This window comes from Escherichia sp. F1 (assembly GCF_046764225.1).
In the GTDB taxonomy this organism is placed as follows: domain Bacteria; phylum Pseudomonadota; class Gammaproteobacteria; order Enterobacterales; family Enterobacteriaceae; genus Escherichia; species Escherichia coli.
On sequence record NZ_CP177202.1, the window covers coordinates 2,585,678 to 2,601,223 of the forward strand.

General features: G+C 47.4%; 22 protein-coding genes, 2 tRNA genes and 2 pseudogenes. 2 read left to right on the top strand and 24 right to left on the bottom strand.

Going from position 1 to position 15,546, the window contains the following annotated elements; translation table 11 throughout:
- Nucleotides 1-2: 2 nt before the first annotated feature.
- The 16 genes and pseudogenes from ACK8NJ_RS12425 to ACK8NJ_RS12500 all read right to left on the bottom strand — a co-directional run bounded on the left by ACK8NJ_RS12425 (nt 3) and on the right by ACK8NJ_RS12500 (nt 9,627).
- A complete protein-coding gene (locus ACK8NJ_RS12425) occupies nt 3-1,304 on the bottom strand; it encodes a terminase large subunit domain-containing protein (protein WP_411961666.1) in 1,302 nt (433 codons plus the stop codon).
- Complete coding sequence (locus ACK8NJ_RS12430; RefSeq protein ID WP_000089437.1) at nt 1,285-2,379, bottom strand: terminase small subunit; 1,095 nt, start codon at nt 2,377-2,379, stop codon at nt 1,285-1,287. The genes ACK8NJ_RS12425 and ACK8NJ_RS12430 overlap by 20 nt, the downstream gene beginning before the upstream one ends.
- Before the next feature lie 3 nt (nt 2,380-2,382).
- Nucleotides 2,383-2,592, bottom strand: a complete 210-nt coding sequence (locus tag ACK8NJ_RS12435) for a hypothetical protein (protein WP_411961667.1) — start codon at nt 2,590-2,592, stop codon at nt 2,383-2,385.
- Nucleotides 2,570-3,502, bottom strand: a complete 933-nt coding sequence (locus ACK8NJ_RS12440) for a hypothetical protein (RefSeq protein WP_411961668.1) — start codon at nt 3,500-3,502, stop codon at nt 2,570-2,572. The genes ACK8NJ_RS12435 and ACK8NJ_RS12440 overlap by 23 nt, the downstream gene beginning before the upstream one ends.
- Before the next feature lie 526 nt (nt 3,503-4,028).
- Nucleotides 4,029-4,286, bottom strand: a pseudogene (locus tag ACK8NJ_RS12445) (ParB/Srx family N-terminal domain-containing protein); the annotation flags it as partial.
- Between the two features lie 588 nt (nt 4,287-4,874).
- A complete protein-coding gene (locus ACK8NJ_RS12450) occupies nt 4,875-4,988 on the bottom strand; it encodes a hypothetical protein (RefSeq protein ID WP_001305859.1) in 114 nt (37 codons plus the stop codon).
- Nucleotides 4,989-5,214: 226 nt separating this feature from the next.
- Nucleotides 5,215-5,760 carry a glycoside hydrolase family 108 protein gene (locus ACK8NJ_RS12455; protein ID WP_000836754.1) on the bottom strand — a complete coding sequence of 182 codons (546 nt, stop codon included), beginning with the start codon at nt 5,758-5,760 and terminating at the stop codon, nt 5,215-5,217.
- A 1-nt stretch (nt 5,761) separates the two neighbouring features.
- A complete protein-coding gene (locus ACK8NJ_RS12460) occupies nt 5,762-6,040 on the bottom strand; it encodes a phage holin family protein (protein WP_411961669.1) in 279 nt (92 codons plus the stop codon).
- Nucleotides 6,030-6,422, bottom strand: a complete 393-nt coding sequence (locus tag ACK8NJ_RS12465) for a putative holin (protein WP_105289122.1) — start codon at nt 6,420-6,422, stop codon at nt 6,030-6,032. Before ACK8NJ_RS12465 ends, ACK8NJ_RS12460 begins: the two co-directional genes overlap by 11 nt.
- A gap of 559 nt (nt 6,423-6,981) precedes the next feature.
- A tRNA-Gly gene (locus ACK8NJ_RS12470) sits at nt 6,982-7,056 on the bottom strand.
- A gap of 3 nt (nt 7,057-7,059) precedes the next feature.
- Nucleotides 7,060-7,135 (bottom strand) — tRNA-Thr (locus ACK8NJ_RS12475).
- Nucleotides 7,136-7,499: 364 nt separating this feature from the next.
- Nucleotides 7,500-8,036: a DUF1133 family protein gene (locus tag ACK8NJ_RS12480; RefSeq protein ID WP_021555308.1), complete on the bottom strand. Its 537-nt coding sequence runs from the start codon at nt 8,034-8,036 to the stop codon at nt 7,500-7,502.
- Nucleotides 8,033-8,323, bottom strand: coding sequence for a DUF1364 domain-containing protein (locus ACK8NJ_RS12485; RefSeq protein ID WP_000228029.1), 291 nt, complete (start codon nt 8,321-8,323; stop codon nt 8,033-8,035). The genes ACK8NJ_RS12480 and ACK8NJ_RS12485 overlap by 4 nt, the downstream gene beginning before the upstream one ends.
- Complete coding sequence (locus ACK8NJ_RS12490; RefSeq protein WP_000940343.1) at nt 8,323-8,922, bottom strand: DUF1367 family protein; 600 nt, start codon at nt 8,920-8,922, stop codon at nt 8,323-8,325. The genes ACK8NJ_RS12485 and ACK8NJ_RS12490 overlap by 1 nt, the downstream gene beginning before the upstream one ends.
- Nucleotides 8,923-8,960: 38 nt before the next feature.
- Nucleotides 8,961-9,249 (bottom strand): annotated as a pseudogene (locus tag ACK8NJ_RS12495) (hypothetical protein).
- Between the two features lie 222 nt (nt 9,250-9,471).
- Nucleotides 9,472-9,627: a Hok/Gef family protein gene (locus ACK8NJ_RS12500; RefSeq protein ID WP_000813259.1), complete on the bottom strand. Its 156-nt coding sequence runs from the start codon at nt 9,625-9,627 to the stop codon at nt 9,472-9,474.
- A gap of 287 nt (nt 9,628-9,914) precedes the next feature.
- Between ACK8NJ_RS12500 and ACK8NJ_RS12505 the strand changes: the two genes are divergently transcribed.
- Nucleotides 9,915-10,799: a hypothetical protein gene (locus ACK8NJ_RS12505; RefSeq protein WP_000273481.1), complete on the top strand. Its 885-nt coding sequence runs from the start codon at nt 9,915-9,917 to the stop codon at nt 10,797-10,799.
- Nucleotides 10,787-11,248 (top strand): hypothetical protein, encoded by a 462-nt coding sequence (locus tag ACK8NJ_RS12510; RefSeq protein ID WP_187221783.1) that lies wholly within the window; start codon nt 10,787-10,789, stop codon nt 11,246-11,248. Before ACK8NJ_RS12505 ends, ACK8NJ_RS12510 begins: the two co-directional genes overlap by 13 nt.
- Before the next feature lie 205 nt (nt 11,249-11,453).
- On the opposite strand, the gene ACK8NJ_RS12515 is transcribed toward ACK8NJ_RS12510, so the two are convergent.
- From ACK8NJ_RS12515 to ACK8NJ_RS12550, 8 genes are read right to left on the bottom strand one after another with little or no spacing between them, the layout of a single operon-like run.
- Entirely contained in the window at nt 11,454-11,765 is a 312-nt protein-coding gene (locus tag ACK8NJ_RS12515; protein ID WP_187221785.1) for a hypothetical protein, read from the bottom strand.
- Nucleotides 11,758-12,012: a hypothetical protein gene (locus ACK8NJ_RS12520; RefSeq protein ID WP_137511026.1), complete on the bottom strand. Its 255-nt coding sequence runs from the start codon at nt 12,010-12,012 to the stop codon at nt 11,758-11,760. Before ACK8NJ_RS12520 ends, ACK8NJ_RS12515 begins: the two co-directional genes overlap by 8 nt.
- Entirely contained in the window at nt 12,009-12,431 is a 423-nt protein-coding gene (locus ACK8NJ_RS12525; RefSeq protein WP_411961670.1) for a DUF977 family protein, read from the bottom strand. Before ACK8NJ_RS12525 ends, ACK8NJ_RS12520 begins: the two co-directional genes overlap by 4 nt.
- A gap of 15 nt (nt 12,432-12,446) precedes the next feature.
- On the bottom strand, nt 12,447-13,193 hold the full coding sequence (locus ACK8NJ_RS12530; protein WP_187221788.1) for a DUF1627 domain-containing protein: 747 nt from the start codon (nt 13,191-13,193) through the stop codon (nt 12,447-12,449).
- Between the two features lie 22 nt (nt 13,194-13,215).
- On the bottom strand, nt 13,216-13,962 hold the full coding sequence (locus ACK8NJ_RS12535; RefSeq protein ID WP_161983334.1) for an ATP-binding protein: 747 nt from the start codon (nt 13,960-13,962) through the stop codon (nt 13,216-13,218).
- A gap of 6 nt (nt 13,963-13,968) precedes the next feature.
- A complete protein-coding gene (locus ACK8NJ_RS12540) occupies nt 13,969-14,826 on the bottom strand; it encodes a YdaU family protein (RefSeq protein ID WP_161983335.1) in 858 nt (285 codons plus the stop codon).
- A gap of 12 nt (nt 14,827-14,838) precedes the next feature.
- Nucleotides 14,839-15,261: a toxin YdaT family protein gene (locus ACK8NJ_RS12545; RefSeq protein ID WP_161983336.1), complete on the bottom strand. Its 423-nt coding sequence runs from the start codon at nt 15,259-15,261 to the stop codon at nt 14,839-14,841.
- Complete coding sequence (locus tag ACK8NJ_RS12550) at nt 15,245-15,472, bottom strand: Cro/CI family transcriptional regulator (RefSeq protein WP_000920566.1); 228 nt, start codon at nt 15,470-15,472, stop codon at nt 15,245-15,247. The genes ACK8NJ_RS12545 and ACK8NJ_RS12550 overlap by 17 nt, the downstream gene beginning before the upstream one ends.
- Nucleotides 15,473-15,546: the final 74 nt, after the last annotated feature.

Genomic DNA, 15,546 nt, shown 5'->3' on the forward strand with positions numbered 1-15,546 from the left:
AATTAAATCCGAAGTGATGTGACTCTTCCGGTCGGTTTGACAATAGGGAATTGCTTAACGATGAAATAACCTCCGGCATCATTCGGGTGATCATTGCCAGATTTTTTATCAGGATCCCCCTTATCATCCCAGACCTGTTGCTCCAGAGATTCGGCATATACCGGACAACGCTTCACATTAACTTTATAGCGACGCTCACCATTGGCATTGCAGAACATTGCATTCATTGAGTTAACGCGATCTTTTACTGGCGGGTTCGAGCTGTTCACCACAACGTTAAAACCAGCCTGCTTAAGCTGGGCTATATCCGTCGTACTTGCGTTACTTGATTTTCTGGAATCTCCGGAAGCATCTGGATAAATATAAATCTCCCTCACTTTCCGGTAATCATTCCCGTCATACAGCCAGAAGCGTTCTTTAATGATGCGGATCATATCCGGCGTATCGTAGGCATTGATGATTTCAGTTACCGCACATGGAAGCCCCAAACGCAGCACATGGACGATCCCCGCCATCTTTCCAACGTTAAAATCCATCCCAATATAAATCGGCTCCCCTGGCTGCTCCACTTCTTCGCAATTATTCAGTTTCCGGTCAAACTGATGGTAAACAGTACCACTTGTCAGGTTAGTAAACTGTCCTCGAAGATAGGCTTTAATCAGCTCTGGAGGGTATGATTCAAGAAGCGAAGGAATGTAATCTGCTGGCAGGTTCTTTTCATTATCGAAAGTAGATGCCTGCACCAGACCATACAGTGAGGCCAGCTCTGTTTTTTCACGCACGGCTTTAACAAACTGCTCGTAGACAAATTTGAATCCTTCCGGCGTGGTTGTAACGTCAATACCGTTGCGAAGTCCATCAATCTTATAACGCATACGCGCAATTATCTTGCGCCACGCCGTTCTGGCTTTTTCCTTCGGCAAAATGTCCAGTTCATCCACCAGCGCATTACCAATTTTGAAACCGACGATCGTTTGTGGCTTCTCCATCGATCTGCAGATAGTGGTTCCCCGATACTGGCGTCCGTAATAAAAGTGAACCTCTTTATTTCCCTCATTAATTTTTACGTTCAATCCCCAGTCAGCAGCAACTTCTTCCACTGTAGGGTAAAAGATATCGCGAATTTGGGGATACGTTGGCGCAAAATATCCCTGATTTATACCTGGATGCTCCCAAATCCCCTTGCATATGCCGCCACACCCAACCCATGTTTTGCCCGAGCCAAAACCAGCAATATAGGCTTTAAATTTATGGGGCATTGAAAGAAATCGCGCCTGAGGCACATTAAGCGTCGGAGAGATCATCTTCATCACTCCTTACTCTGGCATCAACCACATTAATATTGATCGCCACAGGCTGGGGATGTTCATTATCTTCCACCGTTTCGATCTCTTTGCGCAGCTTCTGGTTTTCCATTCTGCGTCGTTCAATTTCCAGTTCCTGTAGCCGCTTATCTGCACATAAAGCCCCGCCAGCAGAAAGCAAACGCAACAATTCACGCCGGGCGGCAGCCTTATCCTCCAGCAGGATCTCAACGCCGAATTTTCCGAGTTTTGCCCCTGCATATAATTGCCGCGCATCCCCATCAAGCAGAGTGGTATCAGCCATATAAAGCTGTCCCGTTCCCTCACCGCAGCACTTCGGGCAGTCCGGATTGGGTATGGCGTTATCAACAAAGCCGAGGCCTCCATATTCCGGTTCGGGTTTGCCATCTCTGGAAGCCTGCGCCGCTGCCTTGTCGAATTCTGCTATATCGCGCCACTGGTAGAGATGATTCTCGCCCCAGCAATAACGGCAGTTAACACGGCGAAATTGTGCAAGCTGATTGGGGTCGGCCAGGACAATGGCCATCAACTGACTCACCAGTAAATCCAGGTCTGCGGTATAGCGTTTCTGGTACTGATTGCGGAAGTAGCTGATAGCGCGAAAAACCCTGGCATTTCTAAGCATACGACTGGCGTTGCTGTTAGCTGTCGCACCTTGCCCCTCATAACCGGCTAGTCGGTACGCCTCTGTCGGCTTTTTCCCCTGAGCAACAAGCATCGCAAACTTAGCCTGCTGGTCAGAAATGCCGAATTCATCGGGACAGAACGAAAATTCCTCCGCGTCGCCCTCATTCAGGCCCGCATCGAATACTGGCTTTTTTTCCTGAGATTTTTCGTTCCGCTTTTGTGCAGTCTGCGCAGATTTTTTCTGCGCACTTTTTTGCGCAGTTTTGCGCATTTCTGTCTGCGCATTTTTCGGAGGTTTTTTGATGTAACGACGGGCTGTTGCGTAATTCAGTCCCCTTGCTTCACACCATGCCACCGGAGATATACCGGAGCGGGTGTATTCAGCAATATACTCCTGCTGCAACGCCCCCCAGTCCGGTCTGCTCATCAGTTAGTCCTGATTTTTATCCACCCTGAGTAGTTCGCGCAGAGCAAAGGCATCCCCTTTTCTGGCAAGCTTAAACAATGCCGCTCGTAACTCGGCTTCACCTTTCGCTCTGCCCTTACGGATGGTCGCATAAAAATCTGTCATTGCTTCCCGATTTTCTTTCAGTCGGTTCAGATCAACATCCAGAACGTCAGCGATTTGTTGTGCAGTCATCCGGCACGCTGCCAGAGACTCGACTTTCGAATACGGAATCATTTGTCACCCCTATTGATATGCAGGGTGTCTTCTTCCTGTATTTTTCGTGAAGGATTTTTACTGCAGCGTTGTTCCAGGTGACCTGATGGTGAATGCGTTTATGGCTGGCTCCCATCAGTGAGATTTTTACGCACGACGGCGCATACATGACGGAGTAAAAACTTTTAACGTAGGTTCCGGAATCCAGATACAGCTCGGTCATTCCGCCGCTGTTTTTCTGCGTCTGTTTCTGCCCTAACTGGACAGCACCGATCGTCATAAACAATTCACCACAGCGACCGAGATTCGTGTACGTATTCACATCCTCGTTAATGCGCCCCATGAATGAGAACGGTCGATCAACCGAACAGATAAAGCTGTTCATTGCCTTGCGTTTCACCCACGAAGCATGGCCGCCATTGTCACCAAGAAAATCCCCGCCCTGCGACATAGCGATGGAAAGCGCAGGTATTGATTCGTAATACGCCAGCATTTCAGAAAGGATCGCATCCAGTTTCCTTATCGGAAAATAGGCCTGATCATAGTTACGATCCACCCGAAACTGGAACTCGTGATAATCATCATCGAGCTGAATGAAGTATTTACACCCGACCAGTTTTGCCAGTTCGAAACAGGCATTACGGGCGTAAAAAATTGATCGGCGGTCACCGAAATTATCGGCTTCGTCAAAACGACTGGCGATATCGGCTTTGGAAAACACCAGCACCTGTTCACTAAATTCAGCTATGTACTGATGCCGTGTATTATCTTCATCATCAACAACGATAAAAATTTTCCCGGTATAGCCAGCACGACGCAACGTCCGGTAAGTCAGAACTTTGTCCGGTCGCCCGTGAGTCAGAATAAAGGCGCAAAAATCATCACGCATATTCCTCCTCCTCCCCGCCATGCATGATCTCCACCATACGCTGCGTCATCCGGACAAATCCATTTTCAATAGCCTGCTGATAATCAATGATCACCAGCGCCGATTCCTCGAAAAAGCACTGAATTTCAGCGGGGGCGTGAGCGTAATAGTCCGCAATTCTGCTGAAATTAAACACCGTATGACGTTCTGCCGCACACAGGAGGAATTTCTCAATATCAGGCTCAAGGGACGCCGAACGTATCCGGCTGATCAACTCCTGAGTTTTCGTATCGTCGTACAGTTCACTGATATCCGGTTTACCGCCCGACGGCTTATAAACAGGCGTATCAATTTTCGTCGTATACGGCTCCTCCTCATTTCCTGTACCGGGCAAAACATCCGTCAACAACTCATCAATTTCTGTCGGGCTGAAGCCTGTCAGGGAGACATCAAAATCAGCATTGATTAGGTCCGACAGCTCCATCCGTAACAGATCTTCATCCCAGCCAGCATTCATCGGCAGGCGATTATCTGCCAGGCGGTACGCCTTTTTCTGCTCATCCGTCAGGCCAGACAGAACAATGACCGGAACAGAATCCATTTTGAGCATTTCAGCCGCCATAACACGACCGTGACCCGCAATAATTTCGCCCTTTTCGTCAATCAGCACCGGATTAGTCCAGCCGAATTGCTTAATGCTTTCTACCAGTTGTGCCACCTGTTCAGGGCTGTGTGTCCTGGCGTTGTGTGCATACGGAGACAGTTCTTGTAAAGGGCGATAGACGATCTTCAATTTCTCGCTCATACAGACTCGCTTTATGAATAAAAAAGCCCGCTATCGGCCAGTGCGCTGGGTGCGCGGCGGGTGCTGATAACGAGCTTTGACATTATCGCAGCCCCTCACACTGAAGGGCTGCTGTAATGCCTGTTACTCACGAATCAAACGAGCATGCTGACCACTCATTTCAATGCGTAAGTATTGTGGCTTGCCGTCAATCAACGCGGTGATTAACTTGTCACCTGTAGGTTTCCACATAATTTTCTCCTGTTTTAATGCCCCTTGCCGCTGGGCAGTTGTTCAAATTTCATCTTGATTCGGCAAGATTTAGAATGAATAAGATAAAATTGGCACATGCAGCAGAATTTCATGCTTTCCGGACGCTGGCGCATCCTTCATTTTTCAGCAAAATATTCTGCTCTTACAGGCGATCAGTTCTGCATACACCGCCGGACACTATCAACAATTTCGCAGACCTGAGAAGCTGTATCGAAAAGCTGGCGCGCCTTATCCAGGCTGACGCACCCCACCAATAAAAAAGGCACCAGTATCGCTACCAGTGCCCATTTTGCCGCCGCTCGCGGCATTCTGTGTGTCCAGTGTTTTCGGCTCATATCACCACCAACGCACAGCCCAAATCAGAACAGCGACCGCCACAAGGCGAATTGCAAAGGCCGCAGCCCTTGTCAAATCAAGGCTCGCGGGAGTTTCCACTTCAATACCTTTCATAATGGACAACCTCAAAAAGAATCTTTTATACTTTCCCACGAGGATTTTCTCCGTACTCACTACTCACAATTTCCTCTTTGACGTGAAAACTAAAAACCCCGGACTGTTCCAGCAGCCGGGGTTTTTGCTATCTGATGCTTGATGCTGTACCCCTTACTTTCACTCATCGTAACCCCAGAAAAGAGCCTGCGTGAGTTGAGGGTGTTCAGCACTTCAGCGTCAGTTTTTAAACTGCTACGCGCTCTTTCATCCAGCCGTAGACAAACGACTCGTTGGCCTCGCGTTTTTCTGCCAGCTCCAGATAGCGGTCGCCCTGCGTGCAATTCAGCGCCTTCAGCATCACCAGTTCGCCGTCTTTGCCGCGTTTTTGCAGATAAGTCCGTAGTGCATTAATCGTGCGGGGGCCGATACGCCCGTCTGCGTCCATATCCGGGAACAATTTGCCTTGCAGGTTGAAAACGTTCAGCCAGCGTTGGAGCATTTTCGATGCTACGGACGGCCCCATATTCACACCGGTATCACACAACTCTGCAGCAATATCAGAGGATAATGCGGCCACCTGATCAAAGCGTGGTCCGAACCAGTAATCCGCCTCAAGGATTTCCAGCGCCTGTTCGCGTGTCAGGTCACGCATATCGCCCTGATATCCGTGAGCGCGGGCGACTTTTTCCGTAATACCCCATTTTGTCGGTCCGCCTTTATCATCCGGGTGATTGACGTAACCGCCCTCTTTTCCCAGAACTTCGTCAAAAATTTCATCTTTCGACTTCATATCAGCGCCTTCGTAATACAAAGATTTTTGAAACGTTCCCGCGTGCGCGAATCACCAACACGCAGAACAGCAGATTAAGCCCCACCGCCAGCCAGTTCGCCGCTAACGGGCGACCGCACAGATAGCTGAGTGGTGCAAAGGCATAAAGCAGCATCAGCAGCCAAGCCAGCCATGACATCAGCGGTTTATGTCTGGAATCACGGCGACGATAAAAAAAGAGCGTCAGCACAATAACCGTGCATACCGCCACATTCAGCAAGCCGGGAAGGTTACTTAACATTGCCACCTCCTCCGCCCCGCAGGCGGGAGAACAGACCGGACACCAGTGATGCGATATCCTGCTGGTGGATGAACGACAGAATCTTCACCGACACTACCGCGACAAGCACCGCGCACAGCGCATCTGCCGATGTACCGTCATAACCTGTTTTTGCCGCTATCCAGGCTGACAGCACACGCGCTCCCAGCACGCCAACAATGAACGACACCAGAAAATGCGCCGCCACACGCCAGGCTGAAAGCTGCTGCGGCATCGTTGCCACAAATAACGCCCCGGCGAACGCACCAAACACAATCCCGAAATCCGTTCCGGTAAACAGCCCGAATACCGTCGCCCCGCCGAGCGCCGCAGCCGTGCCGGAACCGGATAAGGGTTCAGACATACTTTTTTCTCCTGTAAATAAAAAATGGCCACCAGCGGCCCATAAAAAACAACACCACATCAAAGGCACCCACAAATGCCTTTTATCTGGTGTTATTTGATGAGCGCCAGTCGTGACGCAGGTATGAAAAAGCTCGCCGTAGCGAGCCATAAGAAACAGGATTGTGAATAAAAAAAACCGCCTGGTGTGGCGGTTGGTCAATGCAAAATATAAGCTGTTTTTATTGTTGTAAAACTGAGGTGTCGGGTGCCTCCCGAAATACCTGACCCGTTAGCAGATACTGTGGTTTCCCGCTAAACCGACTCTTTAAACCACCCTCGCACTGAGGAACGCCTCTGCGGTGCTTTTACAACACCAGAATGATGCATCACCGACCCTGCCAGGAAATACAAAATCTCCACCGATAATGCACCATTCTGCTGCCGTAAAAAAATCAGCACTGAGGCTACACCCGGCCTCAAATCATAGCCAGAGAACAGAATGCTTTTTCAAAACAACCTGCTCCCACGTAATAAAAAAATACGCCAGTGCCGCAATACAATAGGCTTGTTTCAAATGCTGGAGCGGGTAGCGGGAATCGAACCCGCATCATCAGCTTGGAAGGCTGAGGTAATAGCCATTATACGATACCCGCATATGGTGCCGACTACCGGAATCGAACTGGTGACCTACTGATTACAAGTCAGTTGCTCTACCTACTGAGCTAAGTCGGCATTGGTTCTTCAGGGGAGCGATATCACCGAGCAAAGAAGAGTTCCCCCTCAGAACCGTTTTCGATAATACGATTTAATATTCCAATCGCAACAACACTTTGCGTCAAGTTATGTAAATTTATTTATATGTTTTTATATTATGTGAATAATTCACTTTCACTTAAAATATACATGACAATATATAAACAAATTTATTTTGAAGGAGATTATTAAATGTCGTTTCTTATATAACACCGCAGAAACAACAAAACCCGCTCGATGGCGGGTTCTATTAAAGTTCAATTGCGCTTGATTCGCCTCGCGATACAGCTTTGCGAAGCATACCGAAATTGAAGCAGTTTGTGGCTCATTTTGCAATGATTTTTTAAGCATAATCGAACGCTTCTCTCATAGGTGAATACAAAATGAACTCAGCAACACGCAACCACTGATCAACACGACGTCGGCATGTAATCAACGCCCACTCTGGGTACTGTTCGTTTAATAACTCTGCCATCCTTCTCTTACTCATCCCTCGCCCCACATAACGCTGACTCAGGACATTTAGTAGTCCTGGATGATCCGCCAGAACTTCACCTATAACACTATCAATTTTTAGTGCCTCTGCATCAGTGCAGTGAGTTAACCAGCTTTTTTGCTTTCCTTCGATCATCTCACGCAAAAATGCTTCCAACTCTGGTTTATCAATTCCCGCTTTTTTCAATCTGCGCAGGGCTTCATTGATGGCTGTTTTTGTCATTTTTTGGGATGCCAGCAACTGGTTAAACATATTCCCTGACCTGCCGCCGCCAATATACGACCAGCGCCCCCACATACGTAGTTTTCCCTGAATCCAGACACTTTCCAGCGTGGTGAGACGAAGGTGTTCTCCGCTTTTTCCTGTATTCGTTGGGTAAATCATAAATATCCCTCCTTTCTCCAGATTTCTTGTGTGCGAAAAACACCTTCTGCATGCATCAGGCGTAATTCTTCTTTGGTGTAATCGCTGGTTTTTACCCGCCCGTCGATTAAATCGTGGCACGAGCTACAGGCAATCGCTGCCTGCATATCGTGTGGCTTTATCGCTGTTCCGCACGTTCCCGCCAGTCGGTAATGCGCCAGCACAGACGTTTCCGGATCGTGATTGCAGTAGCCAGGAATTCTGACGGTGCACATCTGCCCCCGCGCCGCTTTACGTAAATCCACCATTACGCAAACTCCAGTAGCTGCGCGGCCACATTTTCGACTTGTTCCGGAGAGGAAAATTTACGGAACAGAATCCAGTTCCACAGTACATTCAGCACAGATTTATAAACCTGCTGAAACTCGGTTTCGTCCATATTCGCAAACGAGATGGATTTCGCCCTGCGCCCACGGCTACCGTCCGGATAAATATGCTCGGTGTAAAATCCGGCCTGAATGGTTACCCACTCGCGGAAAGCCTCAAACGACTTTAGCAATGCTGTATCTCGGGTTCTGCGTGTCGCAACTGTATTCAGATATTGCTCTGCGGCTTCGCTCAGAGCTGGCGTATGTTCCCGGCCTACTGATTCACACAGATAATCAACGAAACCGGACACCAGTTTTCGTTCGCGAGGAGTGATCGCCCCACCGACCGGAGTCCAGTAATCGAATCCGAGTTGCAGAAGTTTGAAAAAACGCTTATGGAATGCGTAGTTACGAACGCGCTTAAAATCAGCGTGTATCCACTCGCCTATTTTGATTTGATGCAGAAAATCACAACTCTCCGGCGTCGCCGGGAGAAGTAATCCGGAAGAGGTTTGTTTGACCAGTTGTATATGTGCCATCGGCTTTCTCCGGTGGCACGGTGTTACTCAGCAGGAGTTCAATCCTGCTCAAGATTGTAGATGAGTTTATTCTTCAGCAAAAGCAGAAAAACCAGCCTTAAAACCAATCTCTTTCAAAACCCCTAATGATGTGACAAATTCGTCCTCACGCAAAATAAAACCGTCCGTCAGAAGTCCATTACAAAAATAAAATAACGCAGCTCCACTCTTCCTTTGTTGAGACTGTAAACATTTAATACGGCAGTGACTGACAATAGCGCCATTCTCAACGCGCACAGTATAGAGGCCATTTTCACTAAAAATTTCACGCAATTCTTCGATTTTCATCAACAGAATCCTTCCAGATAAATAGCACTCCCCTGTTCGGGGTCCATCCCTCTTCTCCCTGCGCGCTACTTAAGTATTTTTGATTCTATTCCGGCACTATCCAAAACTTCAAACGCGTTGAAAATAAAAACAAAAACCCGCCGAAGCGGGTTAAGTGTGGGTGCATTGAGGATGCCTGACACATCAGAGGTGGCGGGAGATTACTCTCCCGCCTGGTCACTCTTACTCTCTAGATTCGTAGTCTACGAAGACAGCGACCTCCGTCTGCCCGGTTCGGATTCGTACCTCGCAGAGGTCTTTCCTCGTTACCAGTGCCGTCACTATGACGGTTAAACAGATGACGATCAGGGCGATTAACATCGCCTTTTGCTGCTTCATAGTCTGCTTCTCCTTGCCTTTCGGCACGTAAGAGGCTAACCTACATGTGCAAAGCATGAAATTGGCCTCAGATTAATGTTAAGCGTCTTGCCGGACGCGTAATGTTAACTGGGGCTTTTCTCTATCTATCTGCCTTTGGTGGCATGCCCGAGGCAGATAGCCTCAAGCACCCGCAGCAATTCTACCTATCGGACATGTTGCTGCCAACAATTTTAGTTTGAAGCCCCCCCATTGAATGTTTCCTCGGAATAGTGATAATAGCGGTAAACTTTATATGGAGATTCTCAATGTATTTTTTTGCTTTACGCGTACTATTAAAGCCCAGAGATCCAGATTTGTTTCAGCATAGTGGCGAAGAGCGATGTATTGAACACTTCGAGCAAGCGATCGTTCACGCATCAAAAAATATAAAACGAGTGTCACAAACACCATCTGTCCATAAAAACTGGCAGTATAGATTAAAACTTTCTGTCGCCCCGACTGATGGCGTCATGGCAGGTTTGATTTCGAAACAAAAGAAACTGCATGGTTACAATGAGGACTTTCAAGAATACAATGTTCCAAGTTTCCCTCCTGTAGTATGGTTATGGGATCGTCAAGAACAAGTTATTTTAATTGAACGAAAAACCACTGTTTTTAAAAGTGCTCACAATGCGGCAATGATGTTTGAGGAATTATCTAACAATGATTACCTCGTCGAAAAAGGATTACGCATATTTATTGAACCTTGTCTGGAGAAGGACAACTTTTGGGTTGAATATGACAAGTTAAGGCATATTGAGCAAGTGACATTTGCTCTTGTTATGCCAAATATTTTTGGGGATAGTAAAAAAGCACTAACAGACGCCTTAAACAAAATAGAAGATGATACCAATGCTACTGCTCTAACCACAACATTTGAAAATAAAGATGGAAATCTTAATCTTCGTGATTCCACATGGGCAAATGTTTTAGTTGATTGGACTAATGATGGCGGAGGAAGTTGGCAGATAAAAGGGAAAAAGAGTCCTACAGCCAAAAGTATTACTTTAAATAGTGAGCCTACAGCAAAATTAATTTTTGTAGATGGTTCTCTTTCAGAATGCACATTAAGTGGTTATTCTGCAAATGACGTAAAGGACATTATTTCCCTAGTAAGAAAAGATTATCGGTTTGAAAAATGCAAAAACTAGCAACCTTGATGGTGAGACTAATTGTTCTTGGTGTAATTTGCTTTATTTTTTCCTCAGAGGATAAAAACACTTACTCTATAATCGAACAGTCTTCAGCTGGTATTATTGGTGCCACCTTAGGTGGCATCATCGCTGGTATATCAGTAATTTTTAGCATGCTAATCAACATCTGCCCTCAAAATAATAAACATGTATTTGATGATTATTTTGTCAAGCTGGAATCAGATTTGAAAATCCTGATTTTTTGTCTTGGTGCATCCGTTTTTATTCCTTATTTAAGGGAGATGAACATACCTTTGCTAGAATATCCAAAATGGGAGTTTTTTATGTCAAGAGCGCGATTATTTACCACGTTTGAAATATTATCCATTGCATTATCATTAAATATAACACTGGAGGTCATTAGCTCTATGATTATGGTTGTAAAAAAAGCATTACAAAACAAATAAAACAGTTTGCAACATCTAACACCCCATTTCACTTCCTGATTTCTTTAAGCGTAATAATCATCGTGTTTTATTTATATTTTCTCACCGCCCTTTCGGGCGGCCTCCTGATGTTTTGAGGGTGCAGAAATCCCTCCGGTTAAGGATTTAATAAAAACCACTTCTGATTTAAATTTTCAGTGTTTTGTTATCAGGTGGTTTATCACCTTTATGCTTCAGCCTTATTTCGCAACCAGACACAAACCGGGCCATCTTCGGTGTCATGTATTGAACCAATAAACCATCCATTGCCCTCTGGTCGTTCCGGTTCCCATGCAGAAATATCAGCATCACACGCATCAAGGTCAGCACATCCTTCATCTCTGAAGCAGAGGACGTATTGAAGATTATTTTCCTCCATCCAGGCGTTAAACTCTTCCGTTGAAATATATTCCCGACCGTCACAGAATTTTTCATATTCAGGATGTGTCCAGCAGCCATATTCATCACGTTCTACTGGTATTTCTCTAATTTCATTCATTTCTGTTCTCCCACGTTTTCAGACTTTCACCGCAGAACGGGCAAAATGAAACCCGAACTGGTGATTTAGAAAATTCACCGGAACGCAACGTCACCAAATCAGGGGCGCGAGTTAAATTCTCATTCCAGATTTTGTATATCAGCAGACCTTTTCGCGTCGTGTATTCAGCATCATGCTCAAGGGCTTTTGCCAGTACCGCACATGGTTCTATCTGATTGCCATTAACCTGACATTTTGATTCGCTCACAGCATCACCTCCTGAAATTTCCCCTGATAAAACGCCAGCACTCGCTGCATAGCTTCGCTTTTCCGGCACTCGCGACAGATTATATTCTGTCGTCTGTTGTAACGACGTATTTCTCCGTCTGGTAATGACCAGATAAGGTCAGGATCAACCACAACCGGTTTCTTCACCTTTGCCCTTGATAGTTTTTTGCGGGCGTTTTGCCAGTCTTTACGCGCCTGCTCAGACGGGAATAATCCGTAGCCTGAATTGTAAACATCACCACTGGCGACCAGCTCTCTGGCGAGAACACTCATCAGATATCTTGTCGCACCTGTATTCGCTTCCAGTTGCCGTAACGTCTCGCGACCGCTCAGACGTACAAGTTCAACAACCTGCCCTTTAATTTTTTCCCGCTCTTCTGGTGTAAATACTTTTGCCATAGGTGCCTCCGGCAATCACTTTTCCGACACAATACGACTGGAGGAATCGAAAATCTGTCGAACAATATCCCGGTGCTTGTTCAGCTCCCGCAGCGCGGCGCAGACTCGCTCCCACTTCTGGACATGATTTTTCGCCCGACGCAGTTCGCGGTTTGCCATATGCAGCGATGGTAAAACTAGGTCATCCGCTCGCGTTTCAGTAAACGATGGCAGCGACTGCACAATGTCCGCCACCGTTTCTGTTTTAATATCTTTCGGTGCCGGTAACGCAACACCTGCTGGCTGAGGAAAGGCTTTAAAATCAGTTTCCGTTACCGATGCAGCTTTCGGCTCTGCTGGTAAATTATCGCCCGGTATGCAGTAACGAAATTTACCGTTCTGATTAACGCGAATCAGACGGCCTTTGCTGATTGCCATTGCCAGCGTTGAAGCCACTTTGCGTGATGTGGTGCCGAAAAACGTAGCCAGTTCATCCGCCGTTTGTGGGCCACGTTGTTCAATCGTCGCGGTTAAATCGCACTCTGAGATTTTCGCTACTGTTGCCGTGGTGGTTTCTTCCGGCAGTTCTGCCTGCTCTGGCTGTTCCTGCTGAACGTTGTTATCAGCCACACGCCAGGTGTATACGCTTTTATCAACGAAGCCAGCCTTTTTAAGTTCCCACAGCTCGTTCAGCACTTCTTCACGACTGATATCAAGTCGCGCAGCCAGTTCTACCGACGTGGCTTTTCCCATTGCTTTCAGTGCATCAAAAACGGTTTCCATTAAAATTTCCTCCCGGTAAAAATCACTTCGCAATTCCTGGCTGGACGACATTCGGACGCCAGCTCTCCCAGTTAAAATTCACCCATCGCCCGCCGTTCATGGTCATGCGATCCATAATCCGCTCGCCGAGCAATGTTTTCATGGCCTCATAGTTCAGGTTTGTCAGCATCCCCACGCTGCGCATCGACGCTGTCCGGCGATCAACAATCTGGTGCAGCACCACCTGCTCGTTTTTTGTCTCGCGCTGAATGCCAATTTCATCAAGAACCAGCAGATCCACTTGGCACAGTTCCCGCAAAAATTTTTCGCCTGATTGCCCGTCGTCATAGCTGGCGTGTAGAGCACTCATGACATCAGCCACGGTAACCACAATCACTGTCTGACCATCTTTCAGCAGGCGATTCCCGATAGCCGCCGCCAGATGGTTTTTTCCAGTACCAGGTTTTCCGCTGAACGCAAAATTTGTACACCCGGTCATCAGTTCATCAGCGATAGATTTCGCCTGGCTCAACGCGTATCGCTGACCGTCGTTCTGCACCCGGTAATTCGCAAACGAGCATTTACGGTGCAACGGCTGGATGCCTGAGCGATTCAGAATTTTTTCCACCCGCAATTGGCGATTCAGGCGGTTGATCTCCTCGCTACGTTTCTGGCCTTCAGCAAGTTGCCACTCGCGCCACTCCGCTACCGTTCTGAATGGCGCGGTTACATGTGGCGGGGCCAGCCTGCGGATACGTTCAAGAACGCCGCCTGTCGCAATATTTTTCATGATCAGTTACCCCCTGAAGCCTGGCGGGATCGCACTATCCGGTGACGAGACGGTGTTAACCTGTCGGAGTAACGTCTCAGGTCGAACACCTTTCGGCGCGAACAGGCCCTGGTATTCATTGGCGATGCTGTGTCGAATCACCTGCTCAGGTGAAAAACCCTGCTGGCGGAATTTTTCCAGCTCCCGTATCGCCCCGTTAGCGCCCTGCTCCGTTCGAATCGGTTTACGCAATGCCTGGCGAAATTCAACCCACTCACGCCAAAGCGAGACAGAAATCCAGTTCGGCAAAGCAATATCCAGAGGGTCAAACTTTTTGACACCTCGATTCCCCCGGGGGGGATTTAGGGGGGGATCTGTTTTTAGATCTTTATCTGTATCTTTATTAGTTGCCTTTGTGTTGACATCATGTTCAAACACCACTTCAACATCTGTTTGAACACCTGTTAAATTTCTCTCTTGTTTTGTTTGAACATCTGCTTCCTTTCTGCTTCTTCTGGCCTGAACAGATGCTTTTCCTGCGGCTGATTTTTTGGTTAATTTTTCCCTGACTGATGCCAGATCTTCCTCAATCCGAAGATGCACCCATTCCTCGCCGTTATCGCAAAAAAACTCCCGCAAGGATGGTTCAACATCAGCCCATCGCTCGTTAGTCAGACGGGCAATTTTTGCCAGCCTGTTTTTGGGTATTGGCTTTCCTGTTTGCCAGTAATTGAACATCAGCAACAAATACGCACCGTGCTCCTCTGCTGACAAATGCATGGTGTCAGCCAGGTAATCAGCTATGTACAGTTGCATGTATGGTAATGCGGCCATAATTGCCCCGTATGATGCTGCCCGGTTGCTTAGAATAAGCACAAACAGCATGAAAACTTTTGCTTAATGAACAATGACAGAATCGTCGGACGACCCACCACCGCTGAAATGCGCTTTCCGGTAAACGGCCTGGACTGCATCATCATGCGCATCAATTGCCGTACTCAACGCTTCCTGCGCCGCCAGTAATGCACGGCGTTCCAAGGTATCGAAGATGCTGAGTCGGTGGCGCAGCTCGCGCGGAAGGATTGCCAGAATTGCAGGGATCAGTTTCTGAATTTTTTCCCTTTGCGCTTCCGTTTCACCTTTCAACCAGCGGTGATAGATATTCTGCTGATTGTTCCAGTCCTTGCCTGGTACCAGGGGTAATTCGCCGCCCCCCTGGCGCAGATATTCTTCAGTAATTGCGTTAGCGACCCACGCCTGCCCTTTTTCGGCTGCCAGGGCTAACAGCACTGATTCGATGTGCTCATGCCTGATTTTCATGAATCACCTTCCCTGCTCGCTTTGCCTTACGATATTCGTCATAAACGTTGGGGTCGTACTGAAGCTCCCCGCCGGATGCCTCCTGCAGGCGCATCGCGCGGCCTTCAGGAACCAGTTCCCCCCATGCAGCAATGCTTGCCAGCCTCACCCCTGCAGCATTCGCGAGCTTCGTTTTGCTGCCAAAAAAAGCTATAGCATCGGTTTTCAACATATCGAACTCCTTAGATTTTCCTAAGTAAACTAGATTGTAGAGAAACCTAAGTCAAGAAAAATTAGAATTACCTA

Bases quoted from the DNA above. Each gene is read 5' to 3' on its own strand.
- ACK8NJ_RS12425 (WP_411961666.1), bottom strand. From the start codon at position 1,304: ATGATCTCTCCGACGCTTAATGTGCCTCAGGCGCGATTTCTTTCAATG.
- ACK8NJ_RS12430 (WP_000089437.1), bottom strand. From the start codon at position 2,379: ATGAGCAGACCGGACTGGGGGGCGTTGCAGCAGGAGTATATTGCTGAA.
- ACK8NJ_RS12435 (WP_411961667.1), bottom strand. From the start codon at position 2,592: ATGACTGCACAACAAATCGCTGACGTTCTGGATGTTGATCTGAACCGA.
- ACK8NJ_RS12440 (WP_411961668.1), bottom strand. From the start codon at position 3,502: ATGCGTGATGATTTTTGCGCCTTTATTCTGACTCACGGGCGACCGGAC.
- ACK8NJ_RS12450 (WP_001305859.1), bottom strand. From the start codon at position 4,988: ATGAAAGGTATTGAAGTGGAAACTCCCGCGAGCCTTGATTTGACAAGG.
- ACK8NJ_RS12455 (WP_000836754.1), bottom strand. From the start codon at position 5,760: ATGAAGTCGAAAGATGAAATTTTTGACGAAGTTCTGGGAAAAGAGGGC.
- ACK8NJ_RS12460 (WP_411961669.1), bottom strand. From the start codon at position 6,040: ATGTTAAGTAACCTTCCCGGCTTGCTGAATGTGGCGGTATGCACGGTT.
- ACK8NJ_RS12465 (WP_105289122.1), bottom strand. From the start codon at position 6,422: ATGTCTGAACCCTTATCCGGTTCCGGCACGGCTGCGGCGCTCGGCGGG.
- ACK8NJ_RS12480 (WP_021555308.1), bottom strand. From the start codon at position 8,036: ATGATTTACCCAACGAATACAGGAAAAAGCGGAGAACACCTTCGTCTC.
- ACK8NJ_RS12485 (WP_000228029.1), bottom strand. From the start codon at position 8,323: ATGGTGGATTTACGTAAAGCGGCGCGGGGGCAGATGTGCACCGTCAGA.
- ACK8NJ_RS12490 (WP_000940343.1), bottom strand. From the start codon at position 8,922: ATGGCACATATACAACTGGTCAAACAAACCTCTTCCGGATTACTTCTC.
- ACK8NJ_RS12500 (WP_000813259.1), bottom strand. From the start codon at position 9,627: ATGAAGCAGCAAAAGGCGATGTTAATCGCCCTGATCGTCATCTGTTTA.
- ACK8NJ_RS12505 (WP_000273481.1), top strand. From the start codon at position 9,915: ATGTATTTTTTTGCTTTACGCGTACTATTAAAGCCCAGAGATCCAGAT.
- ACK8NJ_RS12510 (WP_187221783.1), top strand. From the start codon at position 10,787: ATGCAAAAACTAGCAACCTTGATGGTGAGACTAATTGTTCTTGGTGTA.
- ACK8NJ_RS12515 (WP_187221785.1), bottom strand. From the start codon at position 11,765: ATGAATGAAATTAGAGAAATACCAGTAGAACGTGATGAATATGGCTGC.
- ACK8NJ_RS12525 (WP_411961670.1), bottom strand. From the start codon at position 12,431: ATGGCAAAAGTATTTACACCAGAAGAGCGGGAAAAAATTAAAGGGCAG.
- ACK8NJ_RS12530 (WP_187221788.1), bottom strand. From the start codon at position 13,193: ATGGAAACCGTTTTTGATGCACTGAAAGCAATGGGAAAAGCCACGTCG.
- ACK8NJ_RS12535 (WP_161983334.1), bottom strand. From the start codon at position 13,962: ATGAAAAATATTGCGACAGGCGGCGTTCTTGAACGTATCCGCAGGCTG.
- ACK8NJ_RS12540 (WP_161983335.1), bottom strand. From the start codon at position 14,826: ATGCTGTTTGTGCTTATTCTAAGCAACCGGGCAGCATCATACGGGGCA.
- ACK8NJ_RS12545 (WP_161983336.1), bottom strand. From the start codon at position 15,261: ATGAAAATCAGGCATGAGCACATCGAATCAGTGCTGTTAGCCCTGGCA.
- ACK8NJ_RS12550 (WP_000920566.1), bottom strand. From the start codon at position 15,472: ATGTTGAAAACCGATGCTATAGCTTTTTTTGGCAGCAAAACGAAGCTC.